At 68.2% G+C, this 14406-nt stretch carries 16 protein-coding genes and 1 pseudogene; 10 read left to right on the top strand and 7 right to left on the bottom strand.

Features of this window, described 5'->3' with window-relative positions:
* Positions 1-11: 11 nt before the first annotated feature.
* Positions 12-971, top strand: coding sequence for a LysR family transcriptional regulator (locus ACFQ6X_RS21350; protein WP_383183608.1), 960 nt, complete (start codon positions 12-14; stop codon positions 969-971).
* A gap of 135 nt (positions 972-1106) precedes the next feature.
* Positions 1107-1301 (top strand): hypothetical protein, encoded by a 195-nt coding sequence (locus ACFQ6X_RS21345; RefSeq protein WP_383183607.1) that lies wholly within the window; start codon positions 1107-1109, stop codon positions 1299-1301.
* A gap of 92 nt (positions 1302-1393) precedes the next feature.
* Here ACFQ6X_RS21345 and ACFQ6X_RS21340 read toward each other — a convergent pair whose 3' ends face one another.
* Complete coding sequence (locus ACFQ6X_RS21340) at positions 1394-1561, bottom strand: hypothetical protein (protein WP_383183605.1); 168 nt, start codon at positions 1559-1561, stop codon at positions 1394-1396.
* Positions 1562-1595: 34 nt separating this feature from the next.
* Here ACFQ6X_RS21340 and ACFQ6X_RS21335 point away from each other — a divergent pair, with 34 nt between their 5' ends.
* Positions 1596-1961, top strand: coding sequence for a nuclear transport factor 2 family protein (locus ACFQ6X_RS21335; RefSeq protein WP_351169065.1), 366 nt, complete (start codon positions 1596-1598; stop codon positions 1959-1961).
* A 1160-nt stretch (positions 1962-3121) separates the two neighbouring features.
* Here the strand turns inward: ACFQ6X_RS21335 and ACFQ6X_RS21330 are convergent.
* A complete protein-coding gene (locus ACFQ6X_RS21330; RefSeq protein ID WP_383183603.1) occupies positions 3122-3922 on the bottom strand; it encodes a maleylpyruvate isomerase family mycothiol-dependent enzyme in 801 nt (266 codons plus the stop codon).
* 434 nt (positions 3923-4356) lie between these two features.
* Here ACFQ6X_RS21330 and ACFQ6X_RS21325 point away from each other — a divergent pair, with 434 nt between their 5' ends.
* Positions 4357-5139: a phosphotransferase enzyme family protein gene (locus ACFQ6X_RS21325; protein ID WP_383183601.1), complete on the top strand. Its 783-nt coding sequence runs from the start codon at positions 4357-4359 to the stop codon at positions 5137-5139.
* Between the two features lie 61 nt (positions 5140-5200).
* Here the strand turns inward: ACFQ6X_RS21325 and ACFQ6X_RS21320 are convergent, their stop codons facing one another.
* Both ACFQ6X_RS21320 and ACFQ6X_RS21315 read right to left on the bottom strand, forming a co-directional pair.
* Positions 5201-5308 (bottom strand): hypothetical protein, encoded by a 108-nt coding sequence (locus ACFQ6X_RS21320; RefSeq protein ID WP_383183599.1) that lies wholly within the window; start codon positions 5306-5308, stop codon positions 5201-5203.
* 132 nt (positions 5309-5440) lie between these two features.
* Positions 5441-5696: pseudogene (locus tag ACFQ6X_RS21315) on the bottom strand (pyridoxamine 5'-phosphate oxidase family protein); the annotation flags it as partial.
* Between the two features lie 91 nt (positions 5697-5787).
* Here ACFQ6X_RS21315 and ACFQ6X_RS21310 point away from each other — a divergent pair.
* From ACFQ6X_RS21310 to ACFQ6X_RS21290, 5 genes are all read left to right on the top strand, one after another.
* Entirely contained in the window at positions 5788-7155 is a 1368-nt protein-coding gene (locus tag ACFQ6X_RS21310) for an MFS transporter (RefSeq protein ID WP_383183597.1), read from the top strand.
* A 292-nt stretch (positions 7156-7447) separates the two neighbouring features.
* Positions 7448-7807: a hypothetical protein gene (locus tag ACFQ6X_RS21305; RefSeq protein ID WP_383183595.1), complete on the top strand. Its 360-nt coding sequence runs from the start codon at positions 7448-7450 to the stop codon at positions 7805-7807.
* A 529-nt stretch (positions 7808-8336) separates the two neighbouring features.
* Positions 8337-10013 carry an FAD-dependent oxidoreductase gene (locus ACFQ6X_RS21300; RefSeq protein ID WP_383183593.1) on the top strand — a complete coding sequence of 559 codons (1677 nt, stop codon included), beginning with the start codon at positions 8337-8339 and terminating at the stop codon, positions 10011-10013.
* Complete coding sequence (locus ACFQ6X_RS21295; RefSeq protein WP_383183591.1) at positions 10010-11497, top strand: ATP-binding protein; 1488 nt, start codon at positions 10010-10012, stop codon at positions 11495-11497. The genes ACFQ6X_RS21300 and ACFQ6X_RS21295 overlap by 4 nt, the downstream gene beginning before the upstream one ends.
* Complete coding sequence (locus ACFQ6X_RS21290) at positions 11494-11847, top strand: UBP-type zinc finger domain-containing protein (protein ID WP_383183589.1); 354 nt, start codon at positions 11494-11496, stop codon at positions 11845-11847. Before ACFQ6X_RS21295 ends, ACFQ6X_RS21290 begins: the two co-directional genes overlap by 4 nt.
* A 66-nt stretch (positions 11848-11913) precedes the next feature.
* Here ACFQ6X_RS21290 and ACFQ6X_RS21285 read toward each other — a convergent pair whose 3' ends face one another.
* Positions 11914-12267, bottom strand: coding sequence for a DoxX family protein (locus ACFQ6X_RS21285; protein ID WP_383183587.1), 354 nt, complete (start codon positions 12265-12267; stop codon positions 11914-11916).
* Complete coding sequence (locus tag ACFQ6X_RS21280; RefSeq protein WP_383183585.1) at positions 12264-12560, bottom strand: hypothetical protein; 297 nt, start codon at positions 12558-12560, stop codon at positions 12264-12266. Before ACFQ6X_RS21280 ends, ACFQ6X_RS21285 begins: the two co-directional genes overlap by 4 nt.
* An 83-nt stretch (positions 12561-12643) precedes the next feature.
* Here ACFQ6X_RS21280 and ACFQ6X_RS21275 point away from each other — a divergent pair, with 83 nt between their 5' ends.
* Positions 12644-13510 carry a sigma-70 family RNA polymerase sigma factor gene (locus ACFQ6X_RS21275; protein ID WP_383183583.1) on the top strand — a complete coding sequence of 289 codons (867 nt, stop codon included), beginning with the start codon at positions 12644-12646 and terminating at the stop codon, positions 13508-13510.
* A gap of 40 nt (positions 13511-13550) precedes the next feature.
* Here the strand turns inward: ACFQ6X_RS21275 and ACFQ6X_RS21270 are convergent, their stop codons facing one another.
* A complete protein-coding gene (locus ACFQ6X_RS21270) occupies positions 13551-14330 on the bottom strand; it encodes an NAD(P)H-dependent oxidoreductase (RefSeq protein ID WP_383183581.1) in 780 nt (259 codons plus the stop codon).
* Positions 14331-14406: the final 76 nt, after the last annotated feature.

Below are 14406 nucleotides of genomic sequence, written 5' to 3'. Positions count from 1 at the left end.
ACGCTGCTGAAATGCAGCTGGAACTGAGGCATCTGGAGGCCGTCTGCCGGATAGCGGAGGCGGGCAGCCTGGGTCTCGCGGCGCGCCGGCTCGGGGTGTCACAGCCCGCGCTCTCCGCCCAGCTGCGCCGGATCGAACGGGTGGCGGGCGGTGAGCTCTTCGTCCGGACCCGGCACGGGGTGGAGCCCACGTCGCTCGGCCAGTTCGTGCTGGGGAAAGCCCGCCGGGTGCTCAACGAAATGGACGCGCTGGGTGCCGAGTCGCGCGCGTTCGTCACGGGCAGGCCGCTGAGACTGGGCTGCATCCTGCTGGTGCTGGTCGACGGATTGCTGGAGCAGACGGATCTGGCCCTGTCGGGGCAGGAGATCACCGTCGATCTGGAACACTCGGCGACCGCACTCCTCCGTATGCTCGGAGCGGGGAAGTACGACGCCGTCGCATACGGAGAGGTCAACGAGCACGAAGTCCCGCTCCCTGACGGGGTTATGGCAAGGACGTTGATTCCCAAGGAACCGTTCTGCATCCGGATGTCGGCGGAACATCCCCTCGCGGAAAGGGAGGCCATCGACCTCGCGGACCTGTCCGACGAATCGTGGATGACCTTGGTCGAGGACGACGACGGCGGCCCCGAAGCGCTGGTCGAGGCATGCGCGAAGGCCGGGTTCGTTCCGTCACTGCGCTACCGGATCACCGACCGCAAGATGCACTACGGGCTGATCGCCGCGGGCCGCGCGATCTCGCTCAGCCAGCCGACGGCCCCGTACGCCCAGGGGACCGTCCTGCGCCCCCTCGTCGGCACGCCGATCACCGGCCGCATCCGCCTGGCCTGGAACCGCTCGACGGTCTCGGCAGGGCAGGCGGAACTCCTCTACCGGGCGGCTGCCCGCGCGTACCTGGCCAATGTGGACAACAACCCCTTCCACCGAACCTGGTGGGACGCCCGCCCCGAGCTGCATCCGGCACTCGAATAGGGCGGGCGCGCAACCCTGATGCATCGATCGAGCGGCTTCACTGGGGCGGTCAGCGTAGCCATCGTTCAGCGAAGGGCGGCGCGCAGGTGAACACCTTCGAGACGGACGAACCGCTGGACCTGGTCAAGGGTGCTTGTGAATCCGTTTTCGCCTCGGCACGACCTGGCTCAGCACCGCGACAAGCAGTTGCGGACCGGCATCATCGACGCGGCGGACCGGTCGTGGCACTTCAGGCTGCACTTCGACGCCACCGGGACCGAACTCTTGGCGTGCAGCGGCGTCAAACGCCGCCCGCCTGCGAAGGCGGGCGGTCAGAAGCTCCAGCTGTAGAGGCCGCCACGGTGACCACTCCATACGCCGCGAGCTGGGCTACTCCCCGCAGGACCGCCCCGCTCAGATGCGCTATCGCGGCATCGTGGACGTCAGAGCCAGTCAGGCGCCATGCAGACCTCGCCGACAGCCGCTGCCGGCCGCCGGTCTTCGTCATCACACCCGGACGGGCCGGGGACGCACCCGCGTTCCCCGAGTCCCTCGGCGTGGGCGGCGCGGGTGCGGGCCAGCCGCTCCCAGGTGATGGGTTCAAAGTGCACGCATCCATCATCGCTCTGCCGCATCATGATCCGTATGGATCTCGACTTCGCCCGTCGCTTCGCCGCTCAGTGGCAGGACGACTGGAACTCACACGACCTGGACCGCATTCTCGCGCACTACCACGACGACGTGACCTTCAGTTCGCCCATGATCGCGCGGCTCACGGGCGACCCGGCCGGCACCGTGCACGGCAAAGCCGCTCTGCGTGCGTACTGGGCGGCAGGGCTCAAGCGGATACCCGACCTCAAGTTCGAGGTGATGGACGTACGAGCGAGCGTCGACGCACTCGTGATCGACTACCTCAACCAGATCGGCGGCAGGGTGAGCGAGGTGCTGACCTTCCGGGACGGCCTGGTGGTGGCGGGCTTCGGCGCGTACGGCGAGACGCCCGCCAACTGACCTGCCCCGCCCGTCCGCTGGGGCCTTTCGTTCGGATCGGACCGCACGCGAGCCCAGCACGATCCAAACGAGAGGCTGGGGGTGACATGGCGCGACGTGTGCCTTCGATCGGTAGCCGGCGGCTCGGAGACCCGATCGGTGCACTCAACGTGAGGAGGGTCTCCGCCCGCCCCCGTGGGGTCAAGGTGCGTTGCGATGCCGAAGACGCGGCGGAGTTGGGTCGTGTTCCGCGCCGGACACCGTTGGCGAATTCGGCGGTGTCCCATGGGGGCGCGGGCGGCTGACCCGAGAGGTGCGGGTGCTGGCATGTGGTGTCTCCCGGTCAGCCGGGCCGGCCCGCCTCAACGAGTGCTGCACGCCTGGTCAGGCAACGCGGAAGGGTGGGTACCACGAGATGATGGGGGCACTGGCGGCAGTCGGCAACATGAAACCTTATAGGTGGGCGACGCCGAGTCGGGTTCGTAGGCTGCTGCGCTGTACGGGTTACCGAGAATCGGGGGACGGCGTGAAGGTCGGGAAACGACTGTCGGCTTTGCTGGTGAGCGCGACTCTGGCATCGGGTGGCCTGGTCGCATTGACGACGACATCTGCGTCGGCAGTGACATGTGTCGGTGGCCTTAAGAAAACGGCCACTTGGGGCAGGATGACCTACTCGGTCTGCTCCTCCGAAACCTCAACGGGTCAACCTACGAGGAGGGTTGTGGGGACCGTGTACGACACGTTGACCGATGGCTGCAACGTGCGTGCCAAGATCACCTTCAACCCTTCTGCGCCACTGCAGATCCTTAGGTACGAAACGGGCAGCTCCAGGTCCTTCGACACGGGGTATACAACATCACCTCTATCGCCGTGGCGCTGGAGAAGGTCTGCTGACGACAGCGTGACGTTGGCTGCTCACCCACTTGATTTGCCTCCGGGCCCGCCTCCGTCGAGGCGGGCCCGGTTGTGCGTAAGACCGTCGGCCTCTGAGGGGGCGTAGCCCCTAAAGGGCGTTGTACAAGGCTGTGTTCGGGTAGGTCAGCGCTTGTGATCGGGGTCGTCTGGTCATGACGCGAGGGCAGGGTTGTGCATGGGTTCGAGCCCGGTGCCGCGACTGACGAACCTGGCGAAGAGTGGTGTCGTACCGGCTCGAGGCGCGACCAACCGCCCCCCGCTACGTCCTACTTCTCCTCCGGCTCCCAGGCGCGGAGCAGGTCGAGCAGCCCTGCGTCTCCGTCAACGTGCAAGGAGTCGGCCTGGATCCGGTCGTACAGGTAGAGGACCAGCTCACTGGCCGTGCCGTGGACGGCGGCGCCGGCTGCGTCCGAGTCTTCGTCGGTCGCGTCGGTGGGCGCGGGTATGCGGGTGATGCGTGCGCCGTCGCCGTCGACGGTGAGGCGCCAGGAGCGGCCCTCGGCGGCGTGGAAGTCGAAAGCCGTGGGCTTGTGCGGCCAGGCACTCGGCGTTGCGCAGACGGTGAACAGGAACTCCTCCACACCGTCGAGTGCCAGCTCGACCGGCAGCGGCTGCGGGGCGCCCCCGGCGAGCTGGGCGTCGTAGGTGTGCACCGCGGTCTCCTGGACCCGGTGCCGGGCGGTGCCGCCGGCGGTCTGCGGTGACTGCGATGCGGGCCACCACGTCCAGCAACCGCTCTCCGGTCCCGCCGCGCGCAGGGCGCCCAGCAGAAGCTGCGTCGACGCGTCCAGCCAGGCCAGCAGGGCCTCACGCTCCTGCGGCACTTCCAGCGCGGCGCGCGCGGCGACGGCCTCGGCCGGGGGAGCGTCGGCAGACCCCGCGCCGACGATGGCGGCCCAGAAACGGTCTCCCCCACCCAGGTGCTTCACCAGATCGAACAGCGTCCACCCGGGGCAGGTCGGCACCTGCGCGTTGAGACCGGGCGCGGCGGCGACCACGGCGCGAAAGGCGGTCGACCGTTCATCGATCAGTCGCAACAGGTCAGGGAACTCAAGATTCTTTTCCACGCCGGATGTCTATCACCGTGCACCGGTGATCGGACAGCGATTTTCACAGTCGCCGCCGGTTGGCCTTTGCGGACGTCCTCGCCTCCCACCGCTCGGGTGACAAGCTGCGCACTGCTGCGTGGACGCTGGTGGTGTCGGTACGCCAGGCGTCGTGCCTGTGGGTGCTCTGGCCTCGCCGTGCGGCCGGGCACCTCGGCGACGTGACGTCCACCCGGTGCGCGCGGTCATGCCGCCGCTCGATGTGATGGACGCGGAGGTCACGACGGCGGGGGAGGACCGGTCGGGCCGGGAGTTCAGGTGACTCCCGTTCGACCAGCACTCTTCAAGCTCGGAACAACAACAGCCACTCAGCTTGTTCTTCAACCTCTGTCCGCACTCTTACGTTCCCCTGTTAACGGGGTGATCATGGCGAGCTGGTCCGACACACTGGTTCGATGCAGCACGATGATGAACAGCCGTTGTCTGGCGGCAACGTCAGTGATGGTGTCGTTCGGGTCGGGGACACCGTTCGCCGTCCGGCCGGACCGTGGACTCCCTCCGTGCATGCCCTGCTTGCCCACCTGCACGAGGTGGGATTCAGCGCGGCGCCTCGCCCACTCGGTATTGACGATCAAGGACGTGAGGTCTTGACCTTCATGCCGGGACATGTGGTCTGGCCCGACCGGTTCTCGCTGATGGAACCCGCGCGACAACTGGCTCGCGTTGCCCGCCTCATCCGGGACTTCCACGATGCCGTGCGGGACTTCACGCCCCCGCCCGACGCGCACTGGCAGACACTGATCCCTCCCGAGGGCAGCGACATCATTGCCCATAACGACCTGGCCCCCTGGAACCTCGTGGTCGCAGACGAGACGCAGTGGGCCCTCATCGACTGGGACGCAGCAGGTCCTGGCTCCCTTCTGTGGGATGTCGCATACGCCATTCACGGGTTCATCCCGCTGTCCGCACATCCAGACTGGCAGCGCCCGGACGCGGCGAAACGACTGCGAGTCTTCGCCGACGCGTACGGTCTCGATGAGTCCGAACGTCGTCGGTTGGTCCCTCTGTTGGGGCGCCGTACGCGTTCCATGCACGACTTCCTGCGAACTCAGGCAGCCCAAGGTGTCCAGCCCTGGGCAAGGCTGTGGGCTGAAGGCCACGGTGACGCCTGGCGAAACGACGCCGAATACATCGAGCAACGCGAAGACCAGTGGGTGCACGCCCTGCTCGCCGGGTGAGCTTGTCCTTCATGGTCTGACCTGGTCACGTTAGGCGATGGTGCCGGGGCGTCCGGTCGTCTTACCCACGTCGTAGCGGGTGGGTGAGGATCCGCTGCCGGGCGCCGCCCTGCTGCCATCGACGGAACAGGCCGAAGACCCGTCCCCACGGCCCGTACTCGACAGGCACGTTCCGCCACGGAACACCAGTCCGAACCCGGAACCGATGCCATGCGCCAGTTGGGGGTCGCTTCGTGGGTGAGGCGGCGGGCGACGGGCCTGACCCACGCCGACGTCCTCATCGCACGCGAGCGTGCGCGCCGAACCCGCACCACATCAGCGTGATCCGGCCGTTCTCGCGCAGGTGGGCGATGGTCTCGGCGTGGCTGCCGCCGAATTCCGGACAGGCCAGGGTTGACTCGTCCAGTATCGCGGAGTGCCCGCCCGGCCCTTGGGTGACAGGTCCACGCACCCGTCGGCGGTGAGCGGGGCCGAGGCGGTGAAGAAGGCCGGCTGGCTCTCGACGACTTCCGCAGTGTGCCGTCGGCGCTCTCATAGGCCTTTCCCGTGAGTCCCAGCGTCGCGGACCGTCCTGCTGCAACCAGGACTACGGGCGCCGGAGCTCCCCGGAACGGGTGTCGTGACCCCTCTAGCGAAGGTGGGACGCTGGTGGCAAGGCCCCGGTCCGTGGTGCCGCTGCTCGCGGTCTGCGCGGGCTACTTCATGGTCATCCTGGACGTGACCATCATCAACGTCGCCGTTCCCGCCGTGGGTCGGGAGTTGTCGGCCTCGCTCACCGCAATCCAGTGGATCACCAACGGCTACACGCTGGCATTCGCCGGCCTGCTGCTCACCGGCGGCGCGCTCGGGGACCGGCTGGGCAACCGGCGGATCTTCTGCACCGGGGTCGTGGTGTTCATTGCGGCCTCGGCCGGCTGCGGGCTGGCCCAGCACACCGGGACCCTGGTCGCCGCCCGGCTGCTGGAGGGAGCCGGCGCGGCACTGATCGTGCCCGGTTCGCTCGCCCTCCTCCAGCAGGCCTACCCCTCGCCCGCCGAGCGCTCCCGCGCCTTCGGACTCTGGGGCTCGATGGCCGGTATCGCCGCATCCGCCGGCCCCCTCCTCGGCGGACTCCTCGTCACCACCGTCGGCTGGCGATGGGTCTTCTTCATCAACCTGCCCATCGGAGGCGCGTGCCTGCTGCTGACCCTGCGCCACGTGGCCCCCTCGCCCCGGCAGACCGGCCGCTCCCTGGACTGGCCGGCCCAAGGCGCGATCTTCGCCACGGTGGCTCTGCTCACCGCCGTCCTGAACGAGGCCGGACGACGCGGCTGGACAGACCCGCTGATCCTCGCCGGGGCCGGCGTGTGCGTGCTGACCGCCGCCCTGTTCGTCCTGCGTGAGCACCTGGCCCGCACTCCCGTACTGCCGCTGCGGCTGCTGCGCTCGCGTGCGCTGAGCGGCGCGGCGGTGATCGGCCTGCTGTTCAACTTCGCCTTCTACGGCATGATCTTCACCGCCAGCCTGTACTTCCAGCAGCACCGCGACCTGAGCGCACTGCGCACCGGGCTCGCCCTCTTCCCCGCAGTCGCCATGACGATGTTCGCTTCCGTCCTGTCCGGGCGCCTCGCACGGCGCACAGGACACCGCCCGCTGGTGCTCTCCGGCATGCTGCTGGCAGCTGGTGGCCTGGCCGGCTGGGCAGCGGCCGGGACGGATCCGGGCTACCCACTGCTCGTCGCACCGATGATGGCCGCCGGATTCGGCACTTCCTTCGCCCTCACCGGCGCGACCACCACCGTCATGACAGCCGCACCCGAGGGCTTCTCCGGCACCGCCTCCGCCCTGTTCAACACCACCCGCCAAGTGGGCAGCGCCGCGGGCGTCGCACTGGGCGGCTCACTGCTCGCCGCGACCGGTGACTTCACAGCGGGGCTGCGAACCAGCATGGTCATCGGCGCGCTCGCCTATCTGGCAGCGGCCGCCCTTGCGCTTTTCTGCATCCCGCCGAAGGAGACCCACCGCACCACCGGCTGAAGTACGGCCGACCATCGCCACCGACGCGGCAGCAAGCCAACCCGCTCGCCCCCGGTGCGACCGGGCAGGAATCGATGCCGCCTCAAGCCCCGGAAGCGCACCCTCAGGCCCCGGAAGCGCACCGGGGCTTCGCGGCTGTGTCGACGCGCGACGCCGTTGACTTGCGGTTCCGCCTCGGCGAGGCAAGCTCGCTGGCATGGGACCTGCACGCTGCTGGCCGCCGGCGAGAAAACGGCGAAGGGTTGTCACCGGCTACGTCGGCCTTAGCCCCTTTCGCGGCACAATGACCACCATGCTGCATATTCTCTCCCGACCAGACGGGAGCTCCTCGCTCTCCTTGTGGTCGAAGGACTCATTCCTGTCCATCGGCTCCGTGGGATCCGTGCTGTCCATCGGTTCGGTCGGCAGCGCGCTGTCCATCGGGTCCATCGGCTCATCGATGTCTGTCGGCTCGATCGGCTCCGCCCTGTCCCTGGTGTCGCTGGGATCCATCCAGAGCACCGGAAGCGCGCTGTCCATCCAAGCGAGACGCTCCGTATTGGCCATCGGCCCGTACCGCGTGTTGAGCGCCCCGAGCACGCTCGGGCTGGTCGGATCGGGCGCGCTCGCGCTTGCCGGTGTGCTTGCCCTGTACACACGTGCCAAGCCATGAGCGGTCCGGCCCCTTCGATCTCGGTGCCAACGACATTGCTTTGATACGCCGCGGCGAACGAGGCTTTGATGGCGAACGAGCGGGCCCCGGCCGAGGGTGTCCTCCAACAGGTGCGCACGATCTCGCCGGCCCCCTGTACAGCCGCAGGTCAACTCCCGGATTGCGGTAGTCAGCCCTCAGGCTTCCCCTCTTCCACCTGACGGTTCTGCCGTGGGGCGGGGTCGCTGATGGCGGGCGTGGGTCTCGGGGAACGCGGGCGCCGCTGATGGGCCCCGTCGCCGCCGCCGGTCCCTCGCGAGGCTCCCCGCCGACGGCTGGGCCGGGTCAGACAGCACGCTGCGTGGAGGTTGCCGGGCGCCCGGTAGCGGCTGGGTCCCGGACCCCGTCGCGACGGCCCCGGCGCGGATGCGCCGTACGCGGTCTTGCGGTATACGAGGCCTCGCCGGGTGCCAGGGCGGGGACCGGCGATCGAACTTACGATGGGGGGAGCCGGTGCGGGCCGTTCTCACAGGACGCAGGGCGGAGGAGCATGGCGCAGACCACTGACGCAGGACGGACCGTCATTCTGACGGTGGACGACGACCCGGCGGTGTCTCGGGCCATCGCGCGGGATCTGCGGCGAAAGTACGGGGGCGATTACCGGATCGTGCGGGCCGAATCCGGGGAGTCCGCCCTCGAGGCGCTGCGCGAGCTGAAGCTGCGGGGCGATCTGGTCGCCGTGATCCTCGCCGACTACCGGATGCCGCAGATGAACGGCATCGAGTTCCTGGAGGAGGCCATCGGTGTGTACCCCGGGGCGCGGCGGGTGCTGCTGACCGCATACGCGGACACCAACGCCGCCATCGACGCGATCAACGTCGTCGACCTGGACCACTACCTGCTCAAGCCCTGGGACCCGCCGGAGGAGAAGCTCTATCCGGTCGTGGACGACCTCCTCACCGCATGGCGCTCCAGCGACTTCCGGCCGGTCCCCGCCACCAAGGTGGTGGGACACCGGTGGTCGGCGCACTCCTCACAGGTACGCGAGTTCCTGGCCCGCAACCAGGTGCCCTACCGCTGGTATTCCTCGGAGGAGCCCGAGGGACGTCGGCTGCTGGAGGCGGCCGGCGCCGACGGCCGCAGCCTGCCGCTGGTCCTCACCCCGGACGGCACGGTGCTGACCGAACCGGAGTCGGCCGAGCTTGCCGCGCATGTCGGCCTCGCAACCATGCCGACCGCCGAATTCTACGATCTGGTGGTGATCGGCGGCGGGCCCGCCGGGCTCGGCGCGGCCGTGTACGGGGCTTCCGAGGGACTGCGGACGGTGCTGATCGAGCGGTCGGCGACAGGCGGCCAGGCCGGCCAGAGCTCCCGGATCGAGAACTACCTAGGCTTCCCCGATGGTGTCTCCGGGGCCCAGCTCACGGACCGCGCCCGCCGTCAGGCGACCCGTTTCGGAGCCGAGATCCTCACTGCCCGCGAGGTCACCGGGCTGGAGGCCAACGGTGCCGCACGCGTGGTGCGCTTCTCCGACGGCTCGGCCGTCGCCGCCCACAGCGTCATCCTGGCAACCGGGGTGTCCTACCGGAAGCTCGGCGCCCCGGGCTGCGACGACCTGACGGGGCGAGGTCTGTACTACGGTTCCTCGCTTACCGAGGCGTCGTCCTGCGAGGGGCAGGACGTGTACATCGTCGGCGGCGCGAACTCCGCTGGGCAGGCTGCCATGTTCCTTTCGCGGGGTGCGAAGTCGGTGACGCTGCTGGTGCGCGGTGAGTCCCTGACCGCGTCGATGTCCTACTACCTGGTGCAGCAGATCAAGGACGCTCCGAACATCAAGGTCCGTCTGCGGACCGTCGTCAACGCGGCCCACGGTGCTGAGCACTTGGAGCGCCTGACGCTGCAGGACGCACTGACCGGCGAAAGCGAGGTGGTCGACGCGCAGTGGATGTTCGTCTTCATCGGCGCGGCCCCGCTGACGAACTGGCTCGATGGGACCGTGCTGCGCGACCCGAACGGTTTCATCCTCGCCGGACCGGACCTGACTCCGGACGGACGGCCGCCGACCGGATGGGAGCTCGACCGGCCCCCTTACCACCTGGAGACCAGTGTCCCCGGCGTGTTCGTGGCGGGTGACGCACGCGCCCTGTCCGCGAAGCGCGTCGCGTCCGCCGTGGGTGAGGGGGCGATGGCCGTGATGCTCGTCCACCGGTATCTGGAGCAGTCATGAACGTGCAGGTCATGCCGTGCGACCCGACGGAGATCGGGTCGCTGTTCCTGTTCGAGAAGCTCTCCCCACAGCAACTCGGGAGGCTGTGCGCCGAGGGCCGCGTGGAACGGTTCGAGCCCGGCCCCGTGTACGTCGAAGGCTCCCCGGCCACGTGCTTCTACGTGATGATCGAGGGCACCGTCGTCCTCTCCCGCCGTGTCGGCGGGCAGGATGTGGAGGTCAGCCGCACGTCACAGCGCGGTGTCTACGCAGGCGCTATGCAGGCGTATCTGGGCGACCAGGTGCCCCAGACATACAACAACTCGATGCGGGTGACGGAGCCGACCAGGTTCTTCGTCCTGCCCGCCCAGTCGTTCGCGAACGTCATGCAGGAGTGGTTCCCCATGGCGGCGCACCTGCTGGAGGGCCTGTTCTTCGGGTCCAGGAACACGCAGCGGGCCATCGGGCAGCGCGAGCGTCTGCTGGCTCTTGGCTCACTGTCCGCAGGACTGACGCACGAGCTCAACAACCCGGCGGCGGCAGCTGTCCGCGCGACGGCGACGCTGCGGGAACGGGTCGGCAGGATGCGGCACAAGCTGTCCCTGATCACGCAGGGCACGTACTCGCGCGAGGCGCTGGCCTCGCTCATCGAGATCCAGGAACGCACCGCCGAACGCGTCGCCAAGGCACCGACGCTGAGCCCGTTGGAGGCGGCCGACCGGGAGGACGAGATCAGCGACTGGCTCGACGACCACGGGGTGCCGGAGGGCTGGCGGATCGCGCCCACGTTCGTGCAGGCGGGACTGGACACGGACTGGCTGGAACAGGTCGCGGCGACCGTGGACCGGGAGATCCTGCCCGGAGCCGTCGGCTGGCTCAACTACACGGTCGAGACAGAGCTGTTGATGGACGAGATCGAGGATTCCACCACCCGTATCTCGCACCTGGTGGACGCGGCCAAACAGTACGCACAGCTCGACAGGGCCCCGCACCGCGACGTCGACGTCCACGAACTCCTCGACAGCACACTGCTGATGCTGTCCGGCAAGATCGGCCAGCAAGTCCACTTGGTCAAGGAGTACGACCGCTCCCTGCCCGAGGTGCCCGCCTACCCGGCGGAGTTGAACCAGGTGTGGACCAACCTCATCGACAACGCGGTGCAGGCCATCCGCGGCACCGGCGGCGAAGGGACGCTGACGGTGCGCACGGCCCGGGAAGGCGGCCGGCTACTGGTGGAGTTCCGCGACACGGGTCCCGGGGTGCCCGAGGAGATCCGCAGCCGCATCTTCGACCCGTTCTTCACCACCAAGCCGGTCGGCGAGGGCACTGGTCTGGGGCTGGACATCTCCTGGCGGATCGTCGTCAACAAACACCACGGCAGCCTCGAGGTCGAGTCCGTGCCGGGAGACACCCGGTTCCGGGTGCTGCTGCCGCTGACCACCCCCCAAGCGGGGGCCGATGCCCGACCTGAAGACGGATCCACGACGACCGAGGAGTCTTCATGACCGAGATCGATGGAATCGACCCGAGCGTCCCGCCCAGTGGCACCGGCTGCGCGGACTGCGACACGGCGGGCGGCTGGTGGTTCCACCTGCGCAGATGCGCCCAGTGCGGGCACGTCGGCTGCTGCGACTCCTCTCCCGGGCAGCACGCCAGCGCCCACTGGAGGTCCAGCGGACATCCGGTGATGCAGAGCTTCGAGCCGGGCGAGGAGTGGTACTTCAACTTCGCCACCGGCGACCTGTACGAGTCCGGGCCGGCACTGGCCCCGCCGGGCGACCACCCGGCCGACCAGCCGACCCCCGGCCCGTCCGACCGAGTCCCGCAGGACTGGCAACAGTTGCTGCACGGCTGACCGGAACACTCGGGGGACCGGCGCGTGGACAGGCATGGGGCCGCCGGACGAGTGCGTTGGCGCGGGTCATAGTCTGCCCACGAAGAAGCTGGTGCTGCCGACGGCGAGTAGCAGGTAGCCGCCCGGGAAGGCGATGTTGTAGAAGACGCGTGCGCGGACGTGAGCCAGGACCGCGCCGACGAAGAACGCGGTCAAGCCGATTCCTGCCGCCAGGCCCAGCCCGGGGACCCCGAGAAGCCCCATGAGGAGGCCGGCAGCGCCCGCGAGCTTGAGGGTCGCCAGGTACGGCACCGCAGCTGGCGGGAGTCCAACCTCAGCGGAGTTCGCCAGCACGAACGGTGCCCGTGCGTAGTCCGCGATCGCAATGAACGCGTTCGCGACGACGCACCCCACCGTGGCGATGATCAGTACTGTGCTCACGAGTTGTACGACCCCACGACGGTGGACGGCTCTTGTATAACCGGCGCTCCCACGGCGCGGCTGATCAGTTCTCGCAGCTGAGCGGCTTGCGCCAGTTCCACCAACGGATTCTCTGGCGCCTCCTCCATCTCGAGGGCCAGGATGAAGTCCGGCCCCGACTCACCGGAGTACGCCGTGCAGACCACGCCCTGGGGTGATGCCGCGTGGAGGGCGGCGAAGACCCTCGCACGTTGCGATCGGACTTCGGCAGCTGTGCCGCTGTCGGTGCGGAACCGCACCATCTGTAGGCTCATGACGTTGTCATCTCCTCGGGATGCGAACAGGAATGGGTTGAACCGACCGTCCTGACGTCCGCAAGCCCGGAAAGGTGACAGCCATGCCGATCACGGTCGAAGAATTCGAGACCGCACGACCGCATCTGTTGTCGGCTGCCCACCGCATGCTCGGCTCGGCTCATGACGCCCAAGACGCCGTCCAAACGGCATGGTTGCGGGTCATGACTGCTCGATCCTCACCATCGATCGAGAACCCGTCAGCCTGGCTCACGACTGTCACCGCCAGGGTCTGCTTGGACGAGCTGCGTGCCCGACGCCGTCGCAACGAAGCACCGCTGCTCGCGGACGCCATCCCGGCCGCAGAACTGGCCGCGGACGAAGCAATCCTCCGCACAGAGGACGTCTCCCGGGCGCTCATGGTCTTGTTGAACCAGTTGACCCCGTCCCAACGGGTCGCGTACGTCCTGCATGACTTGTTCTCCATGCCGTTCGACCAGGTTGCACGCGTGCTGGGCGGGACAGTGCCCAGTGCCAAGAAACACGCCAGCAGGGCCCGACAACGCCTCGACAGCGCCCAGCCTGCCTCGGACCGGAACAGTCGACCGGACCAGCAGATCGTCGAGGCCTTTCTGACAGCAGCCCGAACCGGGGATACGCGCAGAATGATCCAGCTGCTCGCGCCCGACAGTGTCCGCGACGCCGACGCTGCGCTCCTGCCTCGCGGAGCCCGCACCACCGTCATCGGTGCAGTCGACATTGCCACCGAGACCGCGCACTTTCGTGATCGCATTCAGTCGGCTTGCAGACTCACTGTCAACAACAAATCGGTGTACCTCATCGCCCCGGGAGGACATCCCCTCGCCACGATCGAGATCAGCACAGCCAATCGGAAGGTCACGAGAATCGCGCTGCGACTGGCCCAAGCCGACGACCACTTCGCGGCCGCCCTACCGTCAACAACCTCCTGAGCCGCGACAGCTAGGACAGGATGACACGTCACAAAGCGCGTCAGCTGCGTTCGTGCAGCCCGAAACCCGAGCGACCCGCCGGCTCCAGACCCTCCTTCAGGTGCAGCGAAGGGATCTCGTAGTCACCGAAGTTCTGCCGCCGGAAAGCGATCGGCTCGGTCGATTCCAAGGTGAGCAGGCGCTGCTCCCAGGCCTTGGCGACGTCCGGGTAGTCCTCGCCGGTCATCCGGTCGGTGCTGTACAGCACGAACGGTGGCAGAACCTCGACGCCCGGGTAGAAGAGGATGCCGTGGTGGATAGGGAACAGCAGATCGTCGATGGGGCCGTTGATCCCGCGAGCGGCGTAATGCGACTCCGGGCCGCCGACGGTCACCGACAGCACAGCCTTCCTGCCTGCGAGGGTTCCTTCGCCGAAGCGCTCGCCGTACTTGGTTTCGCTGTGTTCGCCGACGCCGTAGGCGAAGCGATAGGTGAACACCCGGTCCACCCAGCCCTTGAGGATCGCGGGCATGGTGTACCACCACAGCGGGAACTGGAAGATGATCGTGTCGGCCCACAGCAGCTTCTCCTGCTCGGCGAGGACGTCCGGCGTGAGCATCCCGGCATCGAAGGCCCGGCCCGAGTCAAGGGCGACCTTCAACGGACTTGAGGCGTGGGAACCGTAGTCCGCGGCGTCCACGACAGCCTTCCAGTTCATCGCGTACAGATCACTCACCCGCACCTCGTGCCCAGCGCCCTCCAGCGTGGACACCGCGAGGTCCTTCAGCGCGCTGTTGAGCGACTTCGGCTCGGGGTGGGCATGGACGATCAGCGTCTTCATGGGAACTCCTTCGGATCGGATGCCTTCGATCCTGGGCGTCGAGGCGCCCGGCGTTCAGGGACGCTTCTTCCATCGG

This window comes from Streptomyces sp. NPDC056452, from assembly GCF_042796085.1.
Lineage (GTDB): Bacteria > Actinomycetota > Actinomycetes > Streptomycetales > Streptomycetaceae > Streptomyces.
This window is presented reverse-complemented; position numbering and strand designations above follow the sequence as displayed.